This window comes from Thermodesulfobium sp. (assembly GCF_053498235.1).
Window position 1 is genome coordinate 20,013 of sequence record NZ_JBRCUV010000051.1, and the last position, 23,225, is coordinate 43,237.

General features: G+C 32.7%; 23 protein-coding genes, 1 tRNA gene and 1 other RNA gene. 19 read left to right on the forward strand and 6 right to left on the reverse strand.

What is annotated here, in order from left to right; genetic code table 11:
* The first annotated feature begins 20 nt into the window (after positions 1 to 20).
* On the forward strand, positions 21 to 719 hold the full coding sequence (thyX, locus tag ACWIUX_RS07235; protein ID WP_448590113.1) for an FAD-dependent thymidylate synthase: 699 nt from the start codon (positions 21 to 23) through the stop codon (positions 717 to 719).
* Between the two features lie 74 nt (positions 720 to 793).
* On the opposite strand, the gene ACWIUX_RS07240 is transcribed toward thyX, so the two are convergent.
* Together ACWIUX_RS07240 and ACWIUX_RS07245 are read right to left on the reverse strand one after the other, a co-directional pair.
* Positions 794 to 1,159: a Lin0512 family protein gene (locus tag ACWIUX_RS07240; protein WP_448590059.1), complete on the reverse strand. Its 366-nt coding sequence runs from the start codon at positions 1,157 to 1,159 to the stop codon at positions 794 to 796.
* A complete protein-coding gene (locus tag ACWIUX_RS07245) occupies positions 1,137 to 1,802 on the reverse strand; it encodes a DedA family protein (RefSeq protein WP_448590060.1) in 666 nt (221 codons plus the stop codon). Before ACWIUX_RS07245 ends, ACWIUX_RS07240 begins: the two co-directional genes overlap by 23 nt.
* Before the next feature lie 125 nt (positions 1,803 to 1,927).
* Here ACWIUX_RS07245 and ispE point away from each other — a divergent pair, with 125 nt between their 5' ends.
* Entirely contained in the window at positions 1,928 to 2,749 is an 822-nt protein-coding gene (ispE, locus tag ACWIUX_RS07250; RefSeq protein WP_448590114.1) for a 4-(cytidine 5'-diphospho)-2-C-methyl-D-erythritol kinase, read from the forward strand.
* On the opposite strand, the gene ACWIUX_RS07255 is transcribed toward ispE, so the two are convergent.
* The 3 genes from ACWIUX_RS07255 to ACWIUX_RS07265 form a co-directional block, all read right to left on the reverse strand.
* Positions 2,736 to 3,437, reverse strand: a complete 702-nt coding sequence (locus ACWIUX_RS07255; RefSeq protein ID WP_448590061.1) for a C40 family peptidase — start codon at positions 3,435 to 3,437, stop codon at positions 2,736 to 2,738. The genes ispE and ACWIUX_RS07255 overlap by 14 nt on opposite strands.
* 107 nt (positions 3,438 to 3,544) lie before the next feature.
* Positions 3,545 to 3,621: transfer RNA gene (locus ACWIUX_RS07260), tRNA-Asp, on the reverse strand.
* A 50-nt stretch (positions 3,622 to 3,671) separates the two neighbouring features.
* On the reverse strand, positions 3,672 to 5,447 hold the full coding sequence (locus ACWIUX_RS07265) for an EAL domain-containing protein (RefSeq protein ID WP_448590062.1): 1,776 nt from the start codon (positions 5,445 to 5,447) through the stop codon (positions 3,672 to 3,674).
* A gap of 152 nt (positions 5,448 to 5,599) precedes the next feature.
* Here ACWIUX_RS07265 and ACWIUX_RS07270 point away from each other — a divergent pair, with 152 nt between their 5' ends.
* A complete protein-coding gene (locus ACWIUX_RS07270) occupies positions 5,600 to 6,748 on the forward strand; it encodes an O-antigen ligase family protein (protein WP_448590063.1) in 1,149 nt (382 codons plus the stop codon).
* Here ACWIUX_RS07270 and ACWIUX_RS07275 read toward each other — a convergent pair.
* Positions 6,738 to 7,730, reverse strand: a complete 993-nt coding sequence (locus tag ACWIUX_RS07275; RefSeq protein WP_448590064.1) for a glycosyltransferase family 9 protein — start codon at positions 7,728 to 7,730, stop codon at positions 6,738 to 6,740. The two genes, ACWIUX_RS07270 and ACWIUX_RS07275, sit on opposite strands and share 11 nt — an antisense overlap.
* Before the next feature lie 139 nt (positions 7,731 to 7,869).
* Between ACWIUX_RS07275 and ssrS the strand changes: the two genes are divergently transcribed.
* The 16 genes from ssrS to ACWIUX_RS07355 all read left to right on the forward strand — a co-directional run bounded on the left by ssrS (position 7,870) and on the right by ACWIUX_RS07355 (position 23,178).
* Positions 7,870 to 8,042: non-coding RNA, 6S RNA (gene ssrS / locus ACWIUX_RS07280), on the forward strand.
* Between the two features lie 16 nt (positions 8,043 to 8,058).
* A complete protein-coding gene (locus ACWIUX_RS07285; RefSeq protein ID WP_448590065.1) occupies positions 8,059 to 8,394 on the forward strand; it encodes a histidine triad nucleotide-binding protein in 336 nt (111 codons plus the stop codon).
* A 24-nt stretch (positions 8,395 to 8,418) separates the two neighbouring features.
* Positions 8,419 to 8,598, forward strand: coding sequence for a 30S ribosomal protein S21 (rpsU, locus tag ACWIUX_RS07290; RefSeq protein ID WP_013756837.1), 180 nt, complete (start codon positions 8,419 to 8,421; stop codon positions 8,596 to 8,598).
* A gap of 11 nt (positions 8,599 to 8,609) precedes the next feature.
* Positions 8,610 to 10,658, forward strand: coding sequence for an HD family phosphohydrolase (locus ACWIUX_RS07295; RefSeq protein ID WP_448590066.1), 2,049 nt, complete (start codon positions 8,610 to 8,612; stop codon positions 10,656 to 10,658).
* A 118-nt stretch (positions 10,659 to 10,776) separates the two neighbouring features.
* The gene (ybeY, locus tag ACWIUX_RS07300) at positions 10,777 to 11,190 is read left to right on the forward strand and encodes an rRNA maturation RNase YbeY (protein ID WP_448590067.1); all 414 of its coding nucleotides are present in this window, start codon (positions 10,777 to 10,779) and stop codon (positions 11,188 to 11,190) included.
* Positions 11,165 to 11,578, forward strand: coding sequence for a diacylglycerol kinase (locus ACWIUX_RS07305; RefSeq protein WP_448590068.1), 414 nt, complete (start codon positions 11,165 to 11,167; stop codon positions 11,576 to 11,578). Before ybeY ends, ACWIUX_RS07305 begins: the two co-directional genes overlap by 26 nt.
* Entirely contained in the window at positions 11,575 to 12,879 is a 1,305-nt protein-coding gene (locus ACWIUX_RS07310) for a hemolysin family protein (protein WP_448590069.1), read from the forward strand. The genes ACWIUX_RS07305 and ACWIUX_RS07310 overlap by 4 nt, the downstream gene beginning before the upstream one ends.
* Positions 12,863 to 14,485 (forward strand): CTP synthase, encoded by a 1,623-nt coding sequence (locus ACWIUX_RS07315; protein ID WP_448590070.1) that lies wholly within the window; start codon positions 12,863 to 12,865, stop codon positions 14,483 to 14,485. Before ACWIUX_RS07310 ends, ACWIUX_RS07315 begins: the two co-directional genes overlap by 17 nt.
* An 80-nt stretch (positions 14,486 to 14,565) precedes the next feature.
* Positions 14,566 to 15,012, forward strand: a complete 447-nt coding sequence (gene cdd / locus ACWIUX_RS07320) for a cytidine deaminase (RefSeq protein WP_448590071.1) — start codon at positions 14,566 to 14,568, stop codon at positions 15,010 to 15,012.
* On the forward strand, positions 15,009 to 15,545 hold the full coding sequence (locus tag ACWIUX_RS07325; RefSeq protein WP_448590072.1) for a recombination protein O N-terminal domain-containing protein: 537 nt from the start codon (positions 15,009 to 15,011) through the stop codon (positions 15,543 to 15,545). Before cdd ends, ACWIUX_RS07325 begins: the two co-directional genes overlap by 4 nt.
* Positions 15,538 to 16,734, forward strand: a complete 1,197-nt coding sequence (locus ACWIUX_RS07330) for an MFS transporter (protein WP_448590073.1) — start codon at positions 15,538 to 15,540, stop codon at positions 16,732 to 16,734. Before ACWIUX_RS07325 ends, ACWIUX_RS07330 begins: the two co-directional genes overlap by 8 nt.
* On the forward strand, positions 16,727 to 17,848 hold the full coding sequence (locus ACWIUX_RS07335; RefSeq protein WP_448590074.1) for a glycosyltransferase family 4 protein: 1,122 nt from the start codon (positions 16,727 to 16,729) through the stop codon (positions 17,846 to 17,848). Before ACWIUX_RS07330 ends, ACWIUX_RS07335 begins: the two co-directional genes overlap by 8 nt.
* Before the next feature lie 231 nt (positions 17,849 to 18,079).
* On the forward strand, positions 18,080 to 19,357 hold the full coding sequence (locus tag ACWIUX_RS07340) for a glycosyltransferase (RefSeq protein WP_448590075.1): 1,278 nt from the start codon (positions 18,080 to 18,082) through the stop codon (positions 19,355 to 19,357).
* 1 nt (position 19,358) lies between these two features.
* A complete protein-coding gene (locus ACWIUX_RS07345) occupies positions 19,359 to 20,240 on the forward strand; it encodes a glycine--tRNA ligase subunit alpha (protein WP_448590115.1) in 882 nt (293 codons plus the stop codon).
* A gap of 48 nt (positions 20,241 to 20,288) precedes the next feature.
* Positions 20,289 to 22,361: a glycine--tRNA ligase subunit beta gene (glyS, locus tag ACWIUX_RS07350; RefSeq protein ID WP_448590076.1), complete on the forward strand. Its 2,073-nt coding sequence runs from the start codon at positions 20,289 to 20,291 to the stop codon at positions 22,359 to 22,361.
* 4 nt (positions 22,362 to 22,365) lie between these two features.
* Positions 22,366 to 23,178, forward strand: a complete 813-nt coding sequence (locus tag ACWIUX_RS07355) for a pyruvate, water dikinase regulatory protein (RefSeq protein ID WP_448590077.1) — start codon at positions 22,366 to 22,368, stop codon at positions 23,176 to 23,178.
* The last annotated feature ends 47 nt before the right edge of the window (positions 23,179 to 23,225 follow it).

The following is a 23,225-nucleotide window of genomic DNA, read 5'->3' on the forward strand; positions in this document are numbered from 1 at the left end:
CAACAATTAAGGTTTCTCTCATATTTCACACACCGGATCCCGTTAGGGCTATTGCCCTTGGGGCAAGGGTTTCTGTTTCGAATAAACTTATATCTGATATGTATTCTGAGCTAAAAGAGGACGAAGCGATTGAGCTAGTAAAGAGATTATATAAAATGGGTCACCACACACCCTTTGAACATGTTTCATTTACATTTGGTATTGAGAATATTTCTAGATCTTGTTCTCATCAGCTTGTAAGACATAGGATCGCGTCTTTTACCCAAAAGAGTCAAAGGTATACAAGGTTTGGTACAAGAAGTTTAGGATCAAGTTCCGATAAGAGAATAGAGATTGAAGATTTATACGTTTTTCCACCATCATTTCAAAAGCACCCATCAATTTTGACGAAATATAGAGACTATTTGGAATTGGGAAGAAGGTTGTATGAAGATCTTTTGTCTAAAGGGATACCTGCTGAAGATGCAAGGTATATTTTGCCTAATAGTGCTCATACCTCACTGGTTATGACAATGAATTTTAGAGAGCTTATGCATGCATCTTCACTTAGATTGTGTCAAAGAGCACAGTGGGAAATTCGATCTGTCTTTGAGGAAATAAAAAAAAGAGTTTTTGAGGTTTCCCCCTTTCTTTCAGAGTTTTTGTGTCCAAAGTGTGAAATTACAGGTTATTGCAATGAGGAGAAATCTTGTGGCAGGAAACCCAAAAAAGAGTCTTAAGAAAAAACAAGCAGCTGTTTGGCGAAATAAGAAACAAAGATTTTAATAATGTTATACGAATAACTTAGTGCTTTTTAATTGGTATCTATAAAAACGCTTATAGCTGCACAGCAAATTATCACTTCGTTGCTGACATCATTTAATTCTTCTATCTTAAGAGCTTTTATTGTCATGCCCCCTTCTTTAACAGATATTTTAATAGTACCCTGAATAGGGAAGGCCTTTTTTACTTCTTCTATGTCAACCATTTCTGGGTAAGGAATTCCTAATTCTGCTAAAATTTCAATTTTTTCTAAATTTCTGATATTAAATATCTCTATCAAACCTGTAATGTAAACGTTTTGAATTGCATTTTTAATAGCCTTTACTGCTGCTTTGGTGGGAGATTGCCCATGTTGATCAACTCCCATACCCATTTCAATTAATAGTCTCTTTTTCATATTCATCTCCTCTTTTAACTTTTAATATCTTTTTGCTATGTTTGTGTAATGAGAAATAAATATATCCAAATATAGTTATCGTAATGGCTAAGATTAAGGAAGCTAAAAGTGAATTTTCCTTGAATATTCTTATCCCTTCCATTCCTGAGAAACCAACTATTAATACGAAGATTGTCCATATTGAACTGCCTATTGTGGTTGGAATGAGAAAATCTTTTAGATTAACCCTTGAAATCCCTGCAATATAAGAAGAAAAATGCCTAATTCCAGGCAAAAAACGAACAATTATTAATATTACAAATCCTCTTTCTCCTTCAATGAGATATAAGATGTGATCTAATATATCTTTGTATTTTAAATTAAGTATAGAGATAAATAATTTTAGTTTACTTCCTAATAGGAAAGACAAACAAGCGCCACAAACTGTTGGTAAAATTGTCATAATAATTGCTTCTAGTGGATTTATAAATCCGGCGCTTACAAGGGCCCCTGTAATTAATAACATGCCTTCGTAGGGTAGAGGTAACCCCATTGAATCAAGACAAAGCCAGATGAAAGCAATAAAATAAAAGGTCCATATACTTATATTTAAATTTATTACGTTTAGGTAGAGCAAATTTAATAAATTTGAAATCTGTTCCAAAATTTCATCTCCTTTTTAGTTTAAAATAATTATACCAATTATGACATGGTATATAATTTTCTTGATTAGATTGAGTTTGTAGTAATTAATTATCATAGCTAGGAGGATTAAGAATTATTTTTACTATAAAAGCTTTTGCCAAAGTTAACTTAAGCCTTGATATTATAGGCAAATATCCTGATGGCTACCACGAAATTGTTTCTGTTTTTCACAGCATCGAACTTTTTGATTTATTAACTTTAATACCTATTGGTAAAAAAAACCTAATTCTTGATTCTAACATTAAAATTGAAAATAACATTTTACAAAAGATTTGGGATTATATCTCGTCAAAATATGATATTAAAAGTGGATTATACGTTAATTTGGAGAAAAATATACCCTTGATGTCCGGCTTAGGGGGTGGTTCAAGCGATGCGTCAGCTTTTCTATATGCAATTAATTTAATTTTTTCTTTAGGGCTAAGTCGTAAAGATTTAGTTAATTTGTCTATAAATTTTGGCTCTGATATGGCATATTTTTTATATGGTGGGATGTGTTTAGTCGAGGGTAGAGGAGAAAAAGTTACTAAATTAAAGGAATATTTAAAGGAGAAAATTATATTAGTTTTGCCAAAAAAAGGGATTTCAACGTCCTTTGCGTATGATTTATACGATAAAAATTCAAAAACAACTAATTATACTGAGGGATTTTTTGAAGGAAGAAAAAGTGGTTTTATTAAAACAGGTAATATTTTTGAAGATCTAATTTTACCACTAGACCCAGATCTAAAAAAAATTAAGGAAGTTTTGAATGAAAATTGTGAGTGGAATCTAATGAGCGGCTCTGGTTCAGCATTCTACGCTAAAACCAAAAAAATAGACACAATAAGAGAGAAATTGTCAGGAAAAGCACTTGTTATTGTCTCAAGTTTTAAACCATTGGAATTAGAGCTTATTGAATTCTAACAGCTCCAAAATATCTGTTCTTCCAATATGGATCATCAAGAGAGCAGATACTAACGCCTGTACTGGTATTGGCGGCAATAAATTTGCCGTTTCCAATGTATATCCCGTCATGTGATGCTCCAGGAAGGTAAGTTGTAAAGAATACCAAATCTCCAGGTCTTAGTTCTGATATTGAGATTGGCTTTCCTGCGTCATATTGCAGATCGGCTGTTCTTGGAAGATTTATTCCGTTTAATCTAAAAACATACTGAACGAAACCAGAACAATCGAAGCCCGTAGATGGCGCCTCTCCTCCCCACCTATATGAAATGCCCATAAATCTTACTGCAGTTCGTATTATGGGGTTTGAATTGATATCCATTTGTCTAGCGATTGAAGCCAAATCAAAGGTCTTGTACTTTTCAATTACTGTTAGCCTCCCCAATGTAAGACACTGGTACGTTATGTCATCAACTATTCCTGTGATTGGAAGCTTTGCCTCTTTTTGGTAGAGTTTTACTGCTTTTTCAGTTTTTTCATCGTAAACTTTGTTTACGCTTACGTTATACCCTAAATCATAAAGCTTTTCTTTTATGTTTTGTACTTCATCGGATACGTCCCCCGGCCTAAGAGTTATTGCAAAGGAATAGTTATTCATAGAAGAAAATGCAAGAAAAAAAACTAATATAAAGAGAATTTTCCTTTTCATTAAAAACCCCTTTTAAAATAGTAGTTGATATATTATAAACTACGAGGTTAAAAAAGGTTTAAAAATTAACCAATCTCATTTAAAGTTTGATTGGCCGATAGCTAAAGTGGCGGGGTGGACGAGATTCGAACTCGCGATCTCCTGCGTGACAGGCAGGTGTGTTAGGCCTCTACACCACCACCCCTTTGAATGAAATGTATGTTATCATATTTAAAAATTGTTTGCAAGTGTTTTTTAATTTGTACGCTGTTCCTGTTTAATTAAAACTTTTTCTTCTGTTAAAAAGTAGCTTTTCTTAAACTTTTTGCACAATTCTTTACATACTTTTTTAACTGCTGTAACTTTTTCAATCATATCTTCATAATTTGTAATTTCCATGTTATTTACAGTTGCTATTGAAATGCTAACTATTGGAAATTGCTTTTTAATGCCATCTCTGTCGGTTGATATTATATAGCCTCGTTCTACATCTTCTTTGTTGTAAAATCTTTTGATATTAAAGTCAAATTCTTCAATAATGTTACAACACAACCTTTCTATATCATATGACCCTACAATTGCTACGAAATCGTCTCCCCCCACGTGCCCTAAAAATGCATCTTTATAAAAGCTAATGTGTCTTTCCAATATGTTTGCAGTATATTTTATAATCCTATCGCCTCTCTCAAAGCTATAATAGTCGTTGAAAGATTTAAAATCATTTAGATCAAAATAAATCAAGGAAAAAGGTACCTTTTTGTCTAAAAATTCTCTAATCTTTTCTTCAATTATTAGATTTCCAGGTAATCCTGTAAGTGGATTTGAATATTTAGCTATATTTAGTTGTAGTTCCATAGATTTTTCTAAAAGTGTTATTATTGGAACTATTCCAAAATAACTTTTATCCCTTTCTACAATCACATAGTCATACAGCTTATCCTCTTCTCTATTTGCTATCCTTTTTATTGCTTGATCAATTGGGGTTGAGTAGTCAAGAATAAGAGGGTTTTTATCCATTATCCTTTCTACTGGTTTTTTTAACCACAATTCTCTCCCATATCGAGTGCCAAGATGTGTGAAAAAATCCCTTCTTGTAATCAACCCTACAACCTTTTCGCCATCTAGTAATGCTATGCCACGCAGCTTATTATTGCCTAAAAATATACTTTCTATATCTTTTGATAATGTTGAGCACTGCACGCCGTTATCTCTTCTTGCTATTGTACCTATTTGTACTTTAAATGCTGATGTAAGTTTCGTTTTTTCTAAGGACAACTTTGTCTCTTTAATGAAGTTTTTTAACCTGTCGTCTAAAACTAAAAGTTTCTTTGATGGCTTTCCTAGCAAAAATCCCTGTGCCAAAGGGGTTCCTAATTCAATCACAGTTTTTAACTCATCTAAAGTTTCAACTCCTTCAGCAATGAGTTTTATATTAGTGTTATTAGCGAATTCTACTAGTGCCTTTACTATAGATTTTTTGAGATTATCTTTATCGATATCTCTGATAAGAGACATATCAATTTTTATATAGTCTGGTCTAACTTCAGAAATAGTAGTAAGACCAGAATAGCCCGCACCTACATCATCAATTGCAATTTTGTAACCTTGTGTTTTATAGTTTTTTATAATTTCTTTGAACTCTATGTAATCTTTTATTGCTGTTTTTTCGTTAATTTCAAATATTATGTTAGATTGCTTAATTATCTTTTCGAACAAGTGTTTTGTATAACCCTTAACAAATTTTTCGTCTCTTATTATATCTGGATCTACGTTCAAAAATAAAATCTTATCTGATTGAAGGCTTAGAAATTTTTCGATAGCACTTGATCTTGTAGATAATTCCATTTCCCATAACAAGTTTTCATTTTTTGCACTTTCAAATAGCTTTACTGGGTTATATAAAACAGATTCTTCTGGGCCTCTTGTAAGAGCTTCATAACCTACAGTATCGCCGTTTGAAAGTGAAAATATTGGTTGGAACAATGTTGTAAAAAGTTTATTTTCTATTATTTCTCTTAACAGCTGTTTCATAATTACCACCTCCTACTCCTAACCAATAATAAATATTATGAATGTTAATTTTTTGTAAATATTCTTCTAAAATACAACTATTGATCAGAATTCTTAAGATATATTTTTATCTTAAGTGTTAAAATATAAAAAAATTAATGGGGAGTGCTTTTATGAAAAGGGTATTTATGAATAGACATAATATAAGCTTGATCTTCTTTTGTTTATTTTTATTTTCAAATCCTCTGAGTAATGCTGTTGATTATTTGTTTTTGACTTTGTCTTTTTTGACATGTCTTACTAGGGAAAATTTGTCTATCTTAAAAAAGGGGATTTTGCCTTATGCTCTTTTTTTATTTGGGTCGGCAGTCCTTTCTGGGATTGCAGCTGCCGATAAGGAGTTGTGGCTTAGGTGGACAAGTACATATCTTGAATACGCTATTGTAATATTCGTTACGTATTGTATTGTAAAGTCTAAAAGAGATGTAATTTTTTCTTTTCTTGCTTTGACTTGTTCATCTCTCCCCATTACTATATATGCATTTTTCTTCCAATGGCTAAAGGGCAAAGAAGTAGTGGGCAGCTTTCATTATTACACTGCTTACAGCGCTTATCAGGCACTAGCCCTCCTTGCTCCGTTTATTCTTGCAGTATATAACTATAAGAAGAAATCTTTTTATTTTTGGTTTGCTATCTACCTTTTTGAGTTTTTTGTGCTATATATATCAAGTGCAAGAGGTAGCTTTATATCGAGCATAATAGGGCTTTGTTTGTTTATGATACTGATTTTTAGGATAAAAGGATTAATTGCTGCAGCAATTATTTTTGTTGCTGGATTACTTGCTCCTATAAAAAGAAATGTAGGTATAACGAATTTTCTTGATCTCTTAAACTTTACCTATACTGCTAATCACGAGAGAATAATGTTTTGGAAGGTAGCTATATTTAAGATATTCCCTCTTAGCCCAATAATCGGAGTAGGCGCAGGACATTTTGCTTATCACTATAGATACCTCAACCCAAAAGATCCTCTTGCAAACTCGGTAGCTCACGCACACGATACTTTTATTCAAGTTTTAACTGATATGGGAATAGTTGGTTTAATTTGTCTTTTGACCTTGCTTTATCAGTACTATAAACAGACTATAAATTTGCTTAAAAATTCAAAGGGTTTTCAATGGGCTTTGTGTGCTGTTCTTGTTACCTTTATGACTGGATATTGGCTTGGTGAAGGACTTACTGGCAACATGTTTTATGGCAGAATGCAAATGGAAATATTGGCCTATTTTATGACTCTTTCAACAATCAAGCTTACAGATTAGAGAGGGCATTTAGCGCCTTTTCATAAACTTCGTCTGGAGTAATTTTTTTCATACATAAATTGTCTGGGCATTCTTTGTCAATACATCTGGTAGAACAAGGAAGGTTTTTATATATTACTATGTGATCTGTTTCTTCAGGAAGGGGGCCATATATTAGAGGTGAAGTTGGTCCAAATAGGCTTATTGTAGGAGTGCCGAGTCCTCTTGCTATGTGAAGGCTTGCTGTGTCGGGACAGATTAAAAGGCTTGAACTTTCTATTATTTTACAAAGTTCAAGAAGGTTTTTTGTTTTGTTTACCATATTTATTGCGTTTGAGTTTGAAACGATAATGTTTGCCTTTTCTACATCTTTTTCTGATCCAATTAGAATTACCTCAAGGCCCCTTTTGTGAAGCATATTTGCAAGTACAGCAAAATTTTCAGGTGGCCATTCTTTGCGATACCAACTAGATCCAATTGAAAAGAGTATTCTGTTTTTAATTTTTTTAACACCTTGTTTTATTATCCAAGGTTTTGGGTCAAATTTTTCTATTCCAATAAGCTTTAAAATATCGGCATAGTAGTAAATTATGTTTTGATTTTCATTTGGTTTCAAACATTTTGTGAGAAATATTTTGTTTATTCCATAGTCAAACCCTATTCTATTTCTTGCTTGAGATAAAAAAGAGACGATAGAATTTCTGGGTGAATGATGTAGAACTATGGCGTAGTCGAACTTTTCCTTTCTAAGCGAGAAGCACAATTTAATAAATGACAGGTAACCTTTATGCGAGCCTTTTTTATCGTAAAAAACAACCTTCTCACAAAATGGAATAATATTAAAAACGCTGTAAAGTGAAGGGATCTTTCTTGCAAAAAGTGTGAATTCACAGTTTTTATAATAGTTGTTTAAAGCTCTTAAAACCGGCGATGCTAGTAGTATATCGCCTATACCGGGATAACCAAATATTACAAGTATCTTAGTTTTTTCTTCTGATATCATTTTTTATATTATATTATTTTAACTTATGTTATTATTACAACAGTTTTACTTACAAGTATAAAGACCTTGTGTTGTTTGTTCTTCATTTTTGAGAATATTATTCTATTAACTCCAAGCCTTTTTTATGTTATACTCTTATAAGTTCCTGCGGTGTTCGTGATACCCTTGAGGTCTTGAGCTAACACCGAACTTCTGTAGGCAGATCTCTTCTTGTATTATGTTTGCCTCTCGCGAACGACTGCAAGAAGGTAAGCCAATTAGTGTATGAGGCTTGGGTTCAAGACTCTTGGTACACGGCACTGTGGGAGTATTTTCTTGGGAGGCTGACTTGCAGAGCTGTATCTTTTGTCTTATTGCCGAGAAGAAGGTAGATTCAAGAATAATATATGAAGATGATATTTCATTAGCCTTTATGGATATAAATCCAGTAGCTCCTTTTCATGCTCTTGTTATACCAAGAGAACATATAAGGAGTTTGGATGAAGTTAGGGATTTTAATTTGGTTTCACATTTATTATACGTGTGCAAACTAGTAGCCCAAAAGCAAGGCCTTGAAAAAGGATATAGGGTTGTAACGAATATTGGTGATGATGGAGGCCAGACAGTGTTCCATCTTCACTTCCATGTGTTAGGCGGTAGGCCTATGAATTGGCCGCCTGGATGATAATTTTGAGGAGGTTGTTAAACTTTGCCAGAAATTCGCATTAACAAAGATGAATCAATAGACAGTGCTCTGAAACGCTTCAACAAGGTTGTTCAACAGGAAGGTATTCTTTCTGAAGTTCGAAAGAGAGAATTTTATGAAAGCCCTAGTGTAAAGAAAAAGAAAAAGAGAGCTGAGGCTGCAAAAAAAAGAAAAAAAAGATAATTTAAATTAAAATGAACCTTACTCGCTTTGGCTCTCTTTTGGGGCAGCTGAAGCCTATTTGGTCGCGTTTTAAAGGGGAAGAGCTTTTTACCTACTTACTAATTGCATTTATGTTGGCAGCCCTTCTTTATAATTTGAGAGGGGCATATCCTACTTTGGCCGTTGGCAAAATGGTACCTTTTGATGTGGTTTCTCCCAAAGATGCTCAAATTGTAAATAAGGTTGCAACGGAGGAGCTAAAGGTACAGCGAGAAAAGGCTGTACCCGATGTTTTAGTTGTAACTTATGATAAATTTGGGTCTATTCACGATTCTATAAACTATTTTCTTTCAAATTTGGAATCTACTAAAGACCTTCCTGAATCACAAAGGATTGTAAAGCTTAAAGATATGGCGCCCTTTTTAACTGAGAAAGATATAGAAATATTAATTTCATCTAACCCCAAGGAATTAGAAGCTGATACAAATAAGATATTTGTGCTATTGCAAAAAGAAGAAAGACTAGATGTACTGTCTAATCAGGTAGCTAGTATTATAAGTTCTTTAAAATTAAATCCTGATACCTCACAAGCTTTTATGAATCTGATTTTGGGATATTTTAGGATAAATGCAACTATAGACAATAAGTTAACTAACGAACTTAAACAAAAAGCAATTCAAGATATCACCCCTGTTGTAATAGATGTAAAAAAGGGACAGGTGCTTGTTAGAAGTGGAGAAATTCTAACTCCTGAAAAAGCCTATCTATTAAAAGAATTAGGTATTATGGACAACCTTTCAGGAATAAGGAATTTTGTAAGCCTATTTCTTTTTTCTGCCCTATTGTTATTTGCCTTTAGATTTATTGTTTATAATTTTTCACCAAAGTTAACTCTTGATAGGGGACATTTGATAGTTCTTGGTGCACTTTCATCCGTTTATATACTTTTTGTTTTTGTTTTATTTCCTATTTCCCCAATTATTGTTCCTCTTGCAAGTATATCTTTGCTTTTAGCTTTAATTTTTACCCCGGCTGTATCGCTTCTTTATTCTGTTATTTTGGCAATTTTGGTCTTCTTTTTTGGAAATTTTAGTTTGTTGGGTTTTTATATAGCTCTTATTAGTGCTTTTGCTGGTGCCTTTTTTGGTAGAGGTATACAGAAAAGAGGAGATCTATCTGATACAGCTTTTTTGTTTTCTTTAACGTTTTTTTTAGCTGTGCTGCTCTGGGATATTTGGAGTGATATAAACATACTTGATTCTCTTAGTCAATTTGCTTTTGCTATTGCAAATGGATTTTTATCATCAATTGCAGCAATGGGCGCTCTTCCATATATTGAAAGCACTGTAGGTGTTCTTAGCCCATTGAAATTAATGGATTTGTCAAATCCGAGTCATCCTCTCTTAAAAAGGTTGCAGATTGAAGCTCCAGGAACCTATCACCACAGCATTATAGTGGCAAACCTTGCTGAAACAGCGGCAGAAGAAATTAACGCAGATCCTCTACTTGCAAGAGTAGCATCTTATTATCATGATGTAGGAAAACTTAAAAGACCTCAATTCTTTGTAGAAAATCAAAAAAATGGTGTAAACTTACATGCTGAAATATCTCCCTGGTTGTCCGCAACTATATTAACTTCCCATGTAAAAGATGGTGTAGAAATTGCTAAATCATATGGAATTCCAGATAAAATATTAGACATTATTTCTCAACATCACGGCACAAGCTTGATTGTATTTTTTTATCATAAAGCCTTACAATCCGGTTTTTCTGAGGTAGAAGAGAAGGATTTTAGGTATCCTGGTCCCCTTCCTAAGACTAAAGAAGCTGCGATAGTGATGCTTGCTGATGCGGTCGAGGCTGCAGTAAGGGCATCTTCTGGATCTGTATCTCCAAAAATAGATAGTTTAGTTGACAGGATTTTTAGAAACAAACTTGAAGATGGCCAGCTCAGCGAATCGCCTATTACTCTTCAAGAGCTTCTTAGAATAAAGGAAGTTTTTATAAGGCTATTTGTAGGATCTTTCCATCAAAGGATTGAATATCCTGATTTAGCAAACCTTAATAAAAAGCAAACTTGAATCTGGAGGTTTTTGGACTGAAGATTGGACTGAAGAATATTAGGATCCTTTCAATGAAAATATTAGAATTTGCAATTTTTCTATGAGTTTAGTATTATCTAAAAAAAAGAGATATAAATTGAACTATGTTAAATTTAAAAAAGCTATTAAGTACTGTATGGATTTTTTTGGTGTAGGGGATCTTGAGCTTAGTTTGTTATTGACAGATAATGAAGAAATTAGGGGTTTGAATAGGGAGTTTCGTAAAAAAGATTGTCCTACAGATGTTTTGTCTTTCGAAGGAGATTTTAATTTGGGCATTTTAGGGGATATTGTAATTTCAGTAGAGAAGGCAAAGGAAGATTTTTTCTCTAATTCTTACGGCGAGATAGTTCCTGAGGTTGCTAAAAGGAGTTTTGAGAACTATTTACTATGGTTGGTTGTTCATGGGATTTTGCATAATTTAGGGTTGGATCATGATAACGAAATTAGTGAGAAAGAAATGAGATCTAAGGAGAAGGATTGTCTTGAAAAGGTCTCACAGTATTTATAAAAGCTTTTATTTTGCAATAGTAGGATTTTTAGTGGTTTTGAAAGAAGAGAGAAATTTAAAGATTCAACTAATTTTGTTTTTATTATTACTATTTTTTGGATATTTACTTAGATTTAAGCCTATTGAATGGAGTGTTGTGCTATTATCTTCATCTATAGTGATAGTTTCAGAGATGGTTAATTCAGTTATCGAAAGAATAATGGACTATGTGAATCCAGAATTTGATAACAAAATAAAGGTAATAAAGGATATATCTGCTTCCTTTGTTTTGGTTGCGTGTTTTTTTTCGGTAATTATTTTTTTGATCTTGTTGTTGAGTCGTTTTTCACATATTTACAGTTTAGGAAGTCTCTTAAATTATTCTTTTAAAGGAATTAGTTTAGCATGATGACATATATTCTTTTGTCTTTGTTTTTAATGGTTTGTTCTGCTTTTTTGTCTTGTAATGAGACTGTTTTTACTAAAGCAAGTAGAATAAAAATTATGCAATGGATCAATGATAGGCATTCTGGATACGAAAAGGCAGAATTTCTTCTAACATATCCGCAAGAAGTAATAACAACCCTTTTGCTACTTAATAACTTCGTTAATATTGCTCTTTCTACTTTAATAACGTCTTTTATGATAGAACTATTTTCTTTAAATAGTATCGGTTCTATAGCAATTGCTGCTACTTTATCTCTAGTAGTTTCTTCGCTTTTAATTATTGTTATATGTGAGATAGTTCCAAAAACTATCGGCTATTATTTTGCTGATAAATTATTTTTTGCTTTTATGCTTTTTCTTTATTTTATAACACATATAAGTAGACCTTTCGTTTTTGTGTTTACTTCTTTATCAAAGACATTTTTGTTCCCTTTTGGTATAAAAAATGTTAAGGGTTTGCCATCAATTACAGAAAGCGAATTAAAATATCTTGTTAACGTAAGTGAAGAAGAAGGAATCATAGAAAAAGAAGAAAAAGAGATGATAAGCGGTGTTTTTGAGTTTAAAGATAAAGTGGTCAGAGAAATAATGATTCCAAGGATTGATATGGTATGTATAAAAAAGGGAACTACATTAAGCGATACATTAGAAATTATTAGAAAAGAAGGACATTCGAGGTATCCTGTTTATGATGGGGACATAGATAACATTGTTGGTATTTTATACGTAAAGGATATTCTTATGAATTTAGGACCAAATACCGACTATTCTAAAAGCATAGATTCTTCTCTTAGAGAGGCTTATTTTGTACCAGAAGGCAAGAATATTAGCGAACTCTTTAGAGAGCTTCAGTCAAAAAGGTTGTATATGGCTATTGTAATAGACGAATTTGGTGGAACAGCAGGTTTGTTGACTGTGGAGGATCTTGTAGAGGAAATAGTTGGCGAAATTAGAGACGAATATGACTTTGATGAAGAGGCTCTTGTAAAGGACTTTAACGAAAATAGTTTTATTGCAAATGGCAGATTAAGTTTGAGAGAGTTTGCTGCTAAGGTTGAAGTTGATTTTGAAGATTTTATTGAAGGATATAATGAAGAAACATTGGCTGGGCTATTGTTCTCTCTCTTTGGTAAAATACCAAAAGAAGGGGAAAAAATATCGTTCAAGGGTATCGAGTTTAAGGTTTTGAAGATTGATGGAAGAAGAATAAAGGACGTATTGGTTACTAGGAAGAAAGGAGACATGGATGAAGTTAAACAATAAAACAAAATTTATTTTTGTTACTGGTGGTGTTACATCGTCACTTGGGAAGGGCATAGTAGTAGCTTCATTAGGGAGGATACTAAAATCTATGGGTTTAAAAATAAACGTCATTAAGCTAGATCCTTATTTGAACGTAGACCCTGGGACGATGAATCCGTATCAACACGGTGAGGTTTTTGTAACTGATGATGGAGCTGAAACTGATCTTGATCTCGGACATTATGAGAGATTTATAAATACAAATCTAACAAGATCGTCAAATTTAACATCAGGTATGGTTTACCAAGAAATACTCTTAAAAGAAAGGCGCGGAGATTTTCTTGGAGGAACAGTTCAAGTTGTACCGCATGTAATAAATGAAATAAAATTAAAAATAAAAGAAGCTGCTGGGGTACTTGATGATGGTGGCATTCTTATTTGTGAGGTTGGCGGTACTGTAGGAGATATTGAAGGGGAGCCTTTTCTTGAAGCAATTAGACAGTTTAAGAAAGATGTTGGAAGGAACAATACGCTTTATATTCACTTAACTCTTGTTCCTTATTTAAAGGCCGCAAAAGAACTTAAAACAAAACCAACTCAACACAGTGTAAAAGAGTTAAGAAGTATCGGTATACAACCTGATATTATAATTCTTAGATCGGAAAGGCCTATTAATAATTCTATAAGAGAAAAGATATCCTTGTTTTGCGATGTAGAACCTGAAGCTGTAATTCCTCTGGAGGATGTAAAACACGTAATCTATGAGGCTCCAATCTTGCTTGAGTCTAACAAGTTAAGTAGACTTGTGGCAAGCATGTTAAAAATAGAACCTTATGTAGAACCACGGCTGGATAGCTGGATGAGAATCGTAGAAATGGCAAAGAATTTGAAGGATACCGTTGAGATTGCTATTGCAGGGAAGTATGTTGGTCTACCTGATTCTTATATTAGTGTTGTAGAATCTCTAAAACATAGCAGTTTGCATTTAGGATATGGACTAAAAGTTAGATGGATAAACACTGAGGATATTAATTCTATGGACGATGCAAAGAGGATGTTCGAAGGGGTAAGGGGAATTGTAGTGCCGGGTGGTTTTGGTGTAAGAGGTATAGAGGGGAAAATATTAGCAGCAAGATTTGCCCGTGAGAACAATATACCGTATTTTGGGCTTTGTTTGGGCATGCAGATTATGTGCATCGAATTTGCAAGAAATGTGCTTGGATTAGAGGGGGCAAACAGCACTGAATTTGATGAAAACACAAGATTTCCCGTGATCGATCTTATGGAGGAACAAAAGGGTGTAGTGGATAAGGGGGCTACAATGAGGCTTGGTGCATTTCCCTGTAGGTTAGTGGATGGTACAATTGCAAAGCGTGCATATAATCAAGATTTAGTTTTTGAAAGGCACAGGCACAGATATGAATTTAATAATCTATTTAAAGAGGATTTCGAGAAAAATGGAATGATTGTTAGTGGTATATTTGAAGAAAGGAATCTAGTTGAAATTTTAGAACTAAGGGGTCATAAATGGTATTTAGGAACTCAATTTCATCCAGAATTTAAATCAAGACCAAATAAACCCCATCCTTTGTTTTTTGACTTTATGAAAGTTGCAATATCTAATTAGCTTGAAGTTTGATTATTCTTTGACTTTGAAATCTTTTTAGAAAATAGTTTGGCTTGTGATTCTATTGGAGAGTTAAGAGTTTGAATATAGAGAAAGAAATAAATTTACTTTTAAACCTAGATTTTAAAAATAAAATTGACAAAGATCTAATAGAAGTGCTTATAAATGAAGCTGAAGAGGCTTCAACCTTTTCCTATTCGCCATACTCTAAATTTTCTGTAGGGTCTAGTTTATTGTTGGAGAATAGGAATATAGTTCGTGGTTGCAATATTGAAAACTCTTCTTATGGATCGACTATTTGTGCCGAGAGGGTAGCTATTTTTAAAGCCATATCTTCGGGTGAACGAAATTTTTTGTGTCTCGCTATTTACAACAAGGATATTCTGCCATATCCGTGTGGATGTTGCCTCCAAGTAATGTCTGAATTTGTATGTAAGCATTTCCCAATTATTTTAATTTCAGATAAAGAAAAAAAGGTTGTTTGCTTCTCAGAGCTTTTAAAGCAACCTTTCAGTCTGAACAAATGATAAATTGCGGGATTTTTCTCAGATCTTATCCAGTTAGGGAAAATAGTTTTATTTTTAAGATCTTAACTAATGGTCAAGGATCAGTACCGGCTCTCCTAAGAGGTAGTAAAAAGAGAGTTTTTAGTAAATTGATTTTTCCTGGCTCTCTTATAGACGTGGAACTCATTAAAACAAGGGGAGAGATTATGATATTGAATGACTATAAAGTAATAAAATCTCCCATGATAACTTCCTTTAGACAATCTATTTTGCTCTCATTATATTTGGAAGTTCTAGATAAGATCGCAAAGGGGGCTTTTGAATCTGTTCAAAGGGTATTCAAAAATATAATTTTGGATGATGAGACGCAGTTTAAAGATTTAAATTGGCTTATTAGATGCTTGAACGAAGAATTTTATTATGCAGGTTTTTTAGATAAGTTTTCCCATGAAAAATGTACAGGTGATTTAAAAACATTAAAGAAACAAATAATTGAAACTTTAGGCTATTTGCCGAAATCGCTGAAACTAATTGAAAAAGAATATCATGAATAAAATTTGGATCCTTGAAGATAAGTACTTTTTAAGATTGTGGATTGCTCAGATTTTTTCGCAATTTTCTGATAAGTTCTTAATGGCTGCTTTAATGATTGCTGTTTCAAATATAACTAGTACAAATATTAGCGTTTCTTCATTAATGGTAGCCTTTGCGCTTCCATCAGTTATTATAGCTCCGTTTATAGGAGTTTTCTTGGATAAGGTTGACAGAAAGATCATTTTGGTTTTAATAAACATTTTAAGAAGTTTGCTTTCTGTCTTGTTAGTGTTTTTTTTAGAGAATTTGTTTGCGATATATTTATACAGCTTTTTTATAGCGTCTTTAATTGTCGTATTTGCTCCAGCAGAATTTGCTATGATACCAAAAACGGCATCTAAGAAGAATTTGGCAGCTGCAAATTCCCTTTTTAACGTTACTTGGGTGATGTCATTTATACTTGGTTTTGCTGCTATAAGCCCTATAGTATTATTTTTTGGTATAAAGGTGGCAGTACTCTTTGCTGCTATTTCTTATTTAATAGCTTCAATTGTGTCTTCTATACTACCAAGTGACAAACCGCATTCAGAAGCAAAATATTGTTCTTTTAAGAAAGCTCTTTTTGATTCATTTTCTTATATAAAATCTTCAAAACTAATTCAAGTGTTAATACTTGAGCAGTCTATTGCAACATCCTTAATGGGTATGGTAAGTGTTTTAGCAGTAGGGTATGTTAGGGAAGTTTTGCACCTTAGTGAGGCTAACTTTTCTATTATAGTTGTTCCTGCTGGTCTTGGAATGGTTTTTGGTTCTTTAATAATCGGGCATATTAAGATTCCAAATTTCAAAAACTCTACGATAGTTGGCGCTGGAATATTATTTGCTAGTTTATGTTTATCGTTTATGTCGATACTTACTCAACTACTCATAGTTCCGATTATTTCCTTTTTATTAGGAATATCAAACGCGCTTGTAAATATTCCAATTCAATCTATGATGCAAAAGGTGGTAAAAGAATCATTCAGAGGGAGAGTTTTTGCTATTCTAAATATGTTTATTAGTTTTACTTCTACCTTTCCAATTCTCTTTGCAGGAGAATTAGCGGATATGTTCGGTGTAAGAATCTGTTTTCTAATACTTGGTATATTGACTTCTCTGTTATATTTCTTTATGAAGTCTGTTGCATTGGAGGCTGATAGGATTGAATAAACTCAAAATACTAATTCTAGGCAGGCTTTCTCCAGTTGATGGAAATTCAGTTTATGTGCAAGAAATTAAGGAAAAGCTTAGTGAAAGGGGGCATAACGTTCATCTTTTGCTTTTTGATGAAGGAGAAGATGTGGAAGATAGGAGTTTTTTACCGTACTTGTTTAAAACACAACCGTATATCATGATAGCTCCTTCAACAATAAAAAAGTTAAAAGACATCGTAAAAGCTGTAAAGCCAGATTGTATACACATCTCTTTGACTCTCTCCTTTTTAGATTTTTTTATTCCAGATATATTTGACGATATTCCTGTGGTTGCTACATTTCACCCGCCATTTGATAAGAATAAAACATTATGGGGGGTAATTTCACAACTCGTTTATAATGTTTATGCTCCTTTTTTGAACAACTATGATAAAATTATTACCCTTTCTCCCGTTCAAAGCGATTTTCTTATAGAAAGAGGTGTGAAAAAGGAAAAGCTTCAAATTATACCAAATGGAGTTGATCCAATTAGATATTCGCCTGGCTTATCCTATCTTAAAGAAAAGTTTGGGGCCTACTTTTTGTTTCTATACCTTGGAAGAATAAGCCCTGAAAAAAATGTAAGAGTTTTGTGTGAGGCATTTTTGGAAAATGATTTTCCTGAAGAAGTAAAGTTGCTTATTGTTGGTGATGGTATTGAACTTTTGAAATTAAGAAAGGATTTTGATAAAGAGAATATAATATTTTTTGGTGAGGCCAATCTGGATATGAAGCAAAGTATCTTTAGATCCAGTGATGTCTTTGTTTTACCCTCCTCGATAGAAGGGCTCCCTCTTGCTCTTTTAGAGGCAATGAGCTCAAAATTGGCGTGTATTGCAACTGATGTTGGTGCAACTAAAGATGCAATATGTGGATCTGGAATTTTAATTAATCCTACAAGGTTAAAAGAAGAATTAGTTCAAGCTATGATGACTGTTTATAAGGATAAAGAGTTGAGAGAAAGGCTTGCGAACAAAGCAAGAGAAAGGATTATAAATGACTTTAATATATTTAAACAAATACAAGTTCTTGAGAATGTTTACTATAATGTTATAAATTCAAGAGATCTGTTGAAAAATAATATATTTTGAATAATTTGAATAAGTAAACGTTATTAGACGGATTTGAAATTATATAAAATAAACAAATTAATCCAAAAAAAGCATTAAACGTTTCAGAGGGGAGTTAAAAGGATCAAAGGGTTTAATATAGCGGTTATTATAAAATATAAATCAGTTTTGTCTCTTTTTTTTATATTTTTTTACTTTCTAATATGGTATTTTGTTAGGAAGATTATAATTATCTTTTATTTTATATTTATTATGGTTTTTTTTGCATACCTGTTTTATCTATTTAGAAGGATTAAAGAGATCGATAATGAAACAAGTTTTGAATTAAGAGAAGACAAAAGCAACAACGTAGTTCGTGAGTTTAGCTTATTAGTATGTGCTCATAATGAAGAGAGCGTTATTGAAAGTACACTAAAAAAAATTGTTGAATTAGAAGGGAAATTTGAAATAATTGTGGTAGATGATAGGTCTAAAGACAAGACAGGAAAAATAGTTGATGATTTTATCTCTAATTACAAAAGAAAATTTGAATTTGATGGTAAGGAAAATTTAAATTCTTTAAATGATTATAAAGAAATGAAAGTTTTACACAGAGCTTATGATTCAAAACCAGGAAAGTCTGCCAGCTTAAATGATGGTATAAGGCTTTGTACGGGCGAGTATATTATTGTATTGGATGCAGATTCGTATTTTGATGATAAAAAAGCTCTAATTAAACTTTCTGATTATGTTAATACTTATTGGCCTGATGCAGTCCAACTTAGAAAGATCTCGTCCAATCCTGGTTATAATTTAATTTCCTACTTATCATTTCTAGAGTTGTGTTTGGATTCTTTTATGCAGAAAGCTAGAAATGCATTTGGAGGTGCAGTTGAGCTTAGAGGAACAGGGATGGTTATAAGAAGAAGTGTACTAATTGAAGTTGGTGGCTTTGATGAAGAATCTATTACTGATGATCTTGAAATGTCTTCTAGATTGTTTTTTAATAAAAAGAAGATTGTGTTTTTAGAAACTCCTTTTGTTTACGAACAAACCGTTTTTGATATTCGTTCTTGGTGGGCACAAAGGTTTAGATGGCTTGAAGGGTCACTTAGAAGATATATTAAGTATTCAGTACTTATATTAAAAAGGATGCTTTCAAATAGAACTGATATTTCATTTAAGGCTGTTTCTTTAGAATCAACAAAATCGAATCTTGATTTTTTTCTTTTTTTTATTTCAGAGTTTTTAATACCTTTTTTTGCTATACTTTCTATATTTGAAGAGTTGGGATTGTTGATTTTTGGAAAGGGTGATATTTTAATAATTTTAGCCATCTTATTATCTTATCCAGTAGTAATATTTCCAGTTTCACTGTTTTTTTTAGAAGATTATTTTAATATGAATTTTATAAGAAGAGTTTTAATTTCTCTAATTTTTTCTTGTTATATGTTAACCTGGATGTTTATAATGCTCTTTGTTTTTAAAAAAATTTTATTTGAAAAGAAATCTAGTACTTGGATTTCTCCGAAAAGATTAGGAGGTGTTTGAAATCAAAAAGTTAAATTTTCAACAAATTATACTAAAACTTCAAGATTTCTGGACAAAAAACGGCTGTGTGCTCCTTCAACCGTATGATGTAGAAAAGGGTGCAGGTACAATGAATCCTGCAACCTTTTTAAGGGTTTTGGGAAGAGATAGTTGGAATGCGTGTTATGTAGAACCATCCAGAAGGCCTACTGATGGCAGATATGGTGAAAACCCAAACAGATTGCAACACTATTATCAGTTTCAGGTAATTTTAAAACCTGCTCCAACATTTACTCAGGATATATATATAAAAAGTCTTGAGGCATTAGGTTTGGACGTTAAGAAGCACGATATAAGATTTGTAGAAGATGACTGGGAGTCCCCAACTCTTGGTGCATGGGGAATAGGTTGGGAGGTATGGTTAGACGGTATGGAAATAACCCAGTTTACTTATTTTCAGCAAGCTGGTGGGATAGATCTTGATCCAATTTCTCTTGAAATCACCTATGGATTAGAAAGAATTGCGCTGTATCTTCAAGATGTAGACAATGTATTTGACATAAAAATTAATAATAATGTAACTTATCGTGATGTACATTTTGATAATGAGGTAGAATGGTCAAAATTTAACTTTGAGGAAGCAAATATTTCAATGCTAAAAAGACATTTTGATGATTATGAAGAAGAGGCTCTGAGATTAATAGAGATAGGCTTACTTAAGCCAGCCTACGATTATGTGCTTAAATGTTCTCATAACTTTAACCTTTTGGATGCGAGAGGCGCTATCGGTGTTTTAGAAAGAACGCACTACATATCAAGGGTTAGAAATCTTGCAAAGGAAATTGCAAAAAAGATTGTAACTCTCAAAGAAAACAAGAAAGAAGATAAAAGAAAAACTATTTAATATATACGATATTATTTTAAAAGAAAGTGAGGAAACGTAGATAAAAATATGAAATACTTACTGGAATTAGGCTGTGAAGAGATGCCATTTAATTTTGCTTCTAAAGTATATACTGAATTTAAAGAAAATTTCTTAAAAGAGTTTTCAGAGATATTTATTGGCAGTGACTTTGATTTGATTAAAAGAAGTATAGAGTGTTATGCAACCCCTAGAAGGATTGTTCTGTTTTCTCAGCTTCCTGATTTTACCCCTGAGACCAGGCAAAAAATAAAAGGGCCACCAGTAAAGTTTGCATATGATTCTAACATGAATCCCACTTCAGCACTATTTAAGTTTGTTGAAAAGTTTAATATTTCTATTAATGATGTAGAGATCGATAAGAGTGAAGGCGGAGAGTATGTGATATTTTACAGAATTGATAAAGGGTTAAAGGTTTCAGAAGTTGTTTCTGACATAGTGCCTAAGGTGGTTTCGGAATTAAAAATGCCCAAAAGTATGAGATGGGGTGCGGGTATAAGATTTGTAAGACCAATAAGATGGATATTATCTATTTCTGATTTAGGGCATATAAAAGTAAATCTTGGGAAATTGGAGTCTGATAAATTTACATATCTTGAGAGATTTGCACCAGATGAAAAGTACGAAGTAAATTCAATTGAAGATTATTTTAATGTAATGAAGGAAAAAAATATTATTATTAACCAAGATGAAAGGGCCAACAATATAAACTTTGAAATTAACAGCGTTTTAGGAAACGATAAAAAGATAGTTTTTGATCAAGATCTTTTAAAAGAAGTATTATTTTTAGTTGAGAGTCCTAAAGCATTTTTGGGTTCATTTAATCCTGATTTTTTAAAATTACCAAAAGAAGTGCTGATAACAGTTATGGCAAAACACCAAAGATATTTTGCTGTAATGGACACCAACGACAAAATATTGCCTAATTTTGTAGGAATAGTAAATGGTAGTAACAAAAATATGAAGTTAGTTAAATCTGGAAATGAAAAGGTTTTAAAAGCAAGGTTATCAGATGCAATGTTTTTTATGAAAAAGGATTTAACAAAAAAATTAAGAGATAGGTTAGACGATTTAGTTAGTGTTTCTTACCTGGAAGGGTTAGGAAATTATCTTGATAAAACCTTTAGAATTAGAGAATTATCTCTTGCATTTAATAGGTTTTTTGATATAAATTTAGATGAAGAATTAATTAAAAACTCATCGACACTTTTGAAATGCGATCTGGTTACCCAGATGGTTTTTGAATTTCCTGAGTTACAAGGAGTGATGGGGAGGATTTATGCTGAAAAAGAGGGTATTAAACCTGAAATTGCGCTTGCAATAGAGGAGCATTATCTTCCAATTAGTATGAAATCTCCATTACCTACAACTTTATTAGGAAAGCTGCTTTCTTTTTCTGATAAATGCGATCACCTATTTATGTCCTTTTTGAACAACTTAATTCCATCAGGATCAGGAGACCCATATGGCCAAAGGAGAGCGAGCGCAGGAGTATTGAGAATACTGTTGGATTATGGATATGAAAACGAGCTAGAAGAAATATTTAACTTTGCATTAAATTCTATTTCTTATATCACTACCCTCCCTTCAAGGGATATTAGTCAACTGATTAATTTTATGAAGATTAGAATGTCATCTATGTTTATTGATATGGGGTATAGATATGATTTTGTTGATGCCGTTTTGGACGTTACGTCATCGCCTGTAAAGGCTAAAAGAAGGCTGGATGTTCTTACTGAATGGTCAAAGAGAGATGACTTCTTTGACATTGTGAGTACTATTATTAGACTTGAGAGGATTATTTCAGATAAAGAAGAATTAGCGAAATTCGATCCTTCTTTACTAATAGAAAAGGATGAAAAAGAACTTTTTGAAAGATTTTCTTATTCTAAGGATAAATTAGAAGAGGCAATTTTGAATAAGAATTATGTTGAAATTCTTAATATAATTATTGAACTTTCAAGTCCTATTCACACGTTTTTCGAGAATGTACTTGTTAATGTGGAAGATAAAAAACTTAGAGATAATAGAAAGGCACTATTAAACTCAATATCAACACCCTTTTATAAGTTGTGGAATTGGAAAAGGATCGTAAGGAGTTAGCCAAATGAATATTCTTATTTTATCTGACTCAACTGGCCATACTGCGCAAGCAGTAGCGGTTGCTGCTACAAGTCTTTTTCCAGATAATGCAGTCAACTTTAGAATAAAAAGGATCCCATATGTAACAGATGAAAAAAAGCTTATTGAGATTTTAGACAATATTAATCCCGAAGATACTTTAATTTTGTATACAATTGTTACCACTCAGCTCAGATCTTTGTTAAGAGAGGAGGTAGAGAAGAGATCTATTAAGGCCGTTGACGTTTTAGGTCAAACAATTGACGCTATTAAAATGTTCACGAGGCAAAGCCCCATTGAGAAACCTGGTATATTGCACAAACTTGATACTTCATATTTTAGCAGAGTAGAGGCTATAGAATTTGCTGTAAGATGCGATGATGGAAGGGCAAACATAGGTGATTTACTGAAAGCTGATTTAATATTGATTGGAGTATCAAGAACGTCTAAAACTCCTCTTTCAATGTATATGGCGCATCAGGGTTATAAGGTTGCAAATATTCCCTTGGTTTTGGGCATCGATCCGCCAAATGTACTTTTTGAATTGCCAAGAGAAAAAATAATTGGCCTAACTATTGAACCAGCTGCTTTGGCTGCTATTAGAGCAAAGAGATTGGAAAAGATGGGTATAACAGGTATGAAGGCGTATATGGATATAAGGTTTGTAGAAGAAGAGCTGCGTTTTGCTGACAGAATTATGAAAAGGATTGGGTGTAGAGTTGTTGATGCGACAAACAAGGCAGTAGAAGAAACAGCCACAGAAATATTAAACATTTTATGTAACAATAAAATTTCCTAGATGGTTTATCTTTTGTGCTAAAATCAAGTAAATCAGTATAGAGGAAA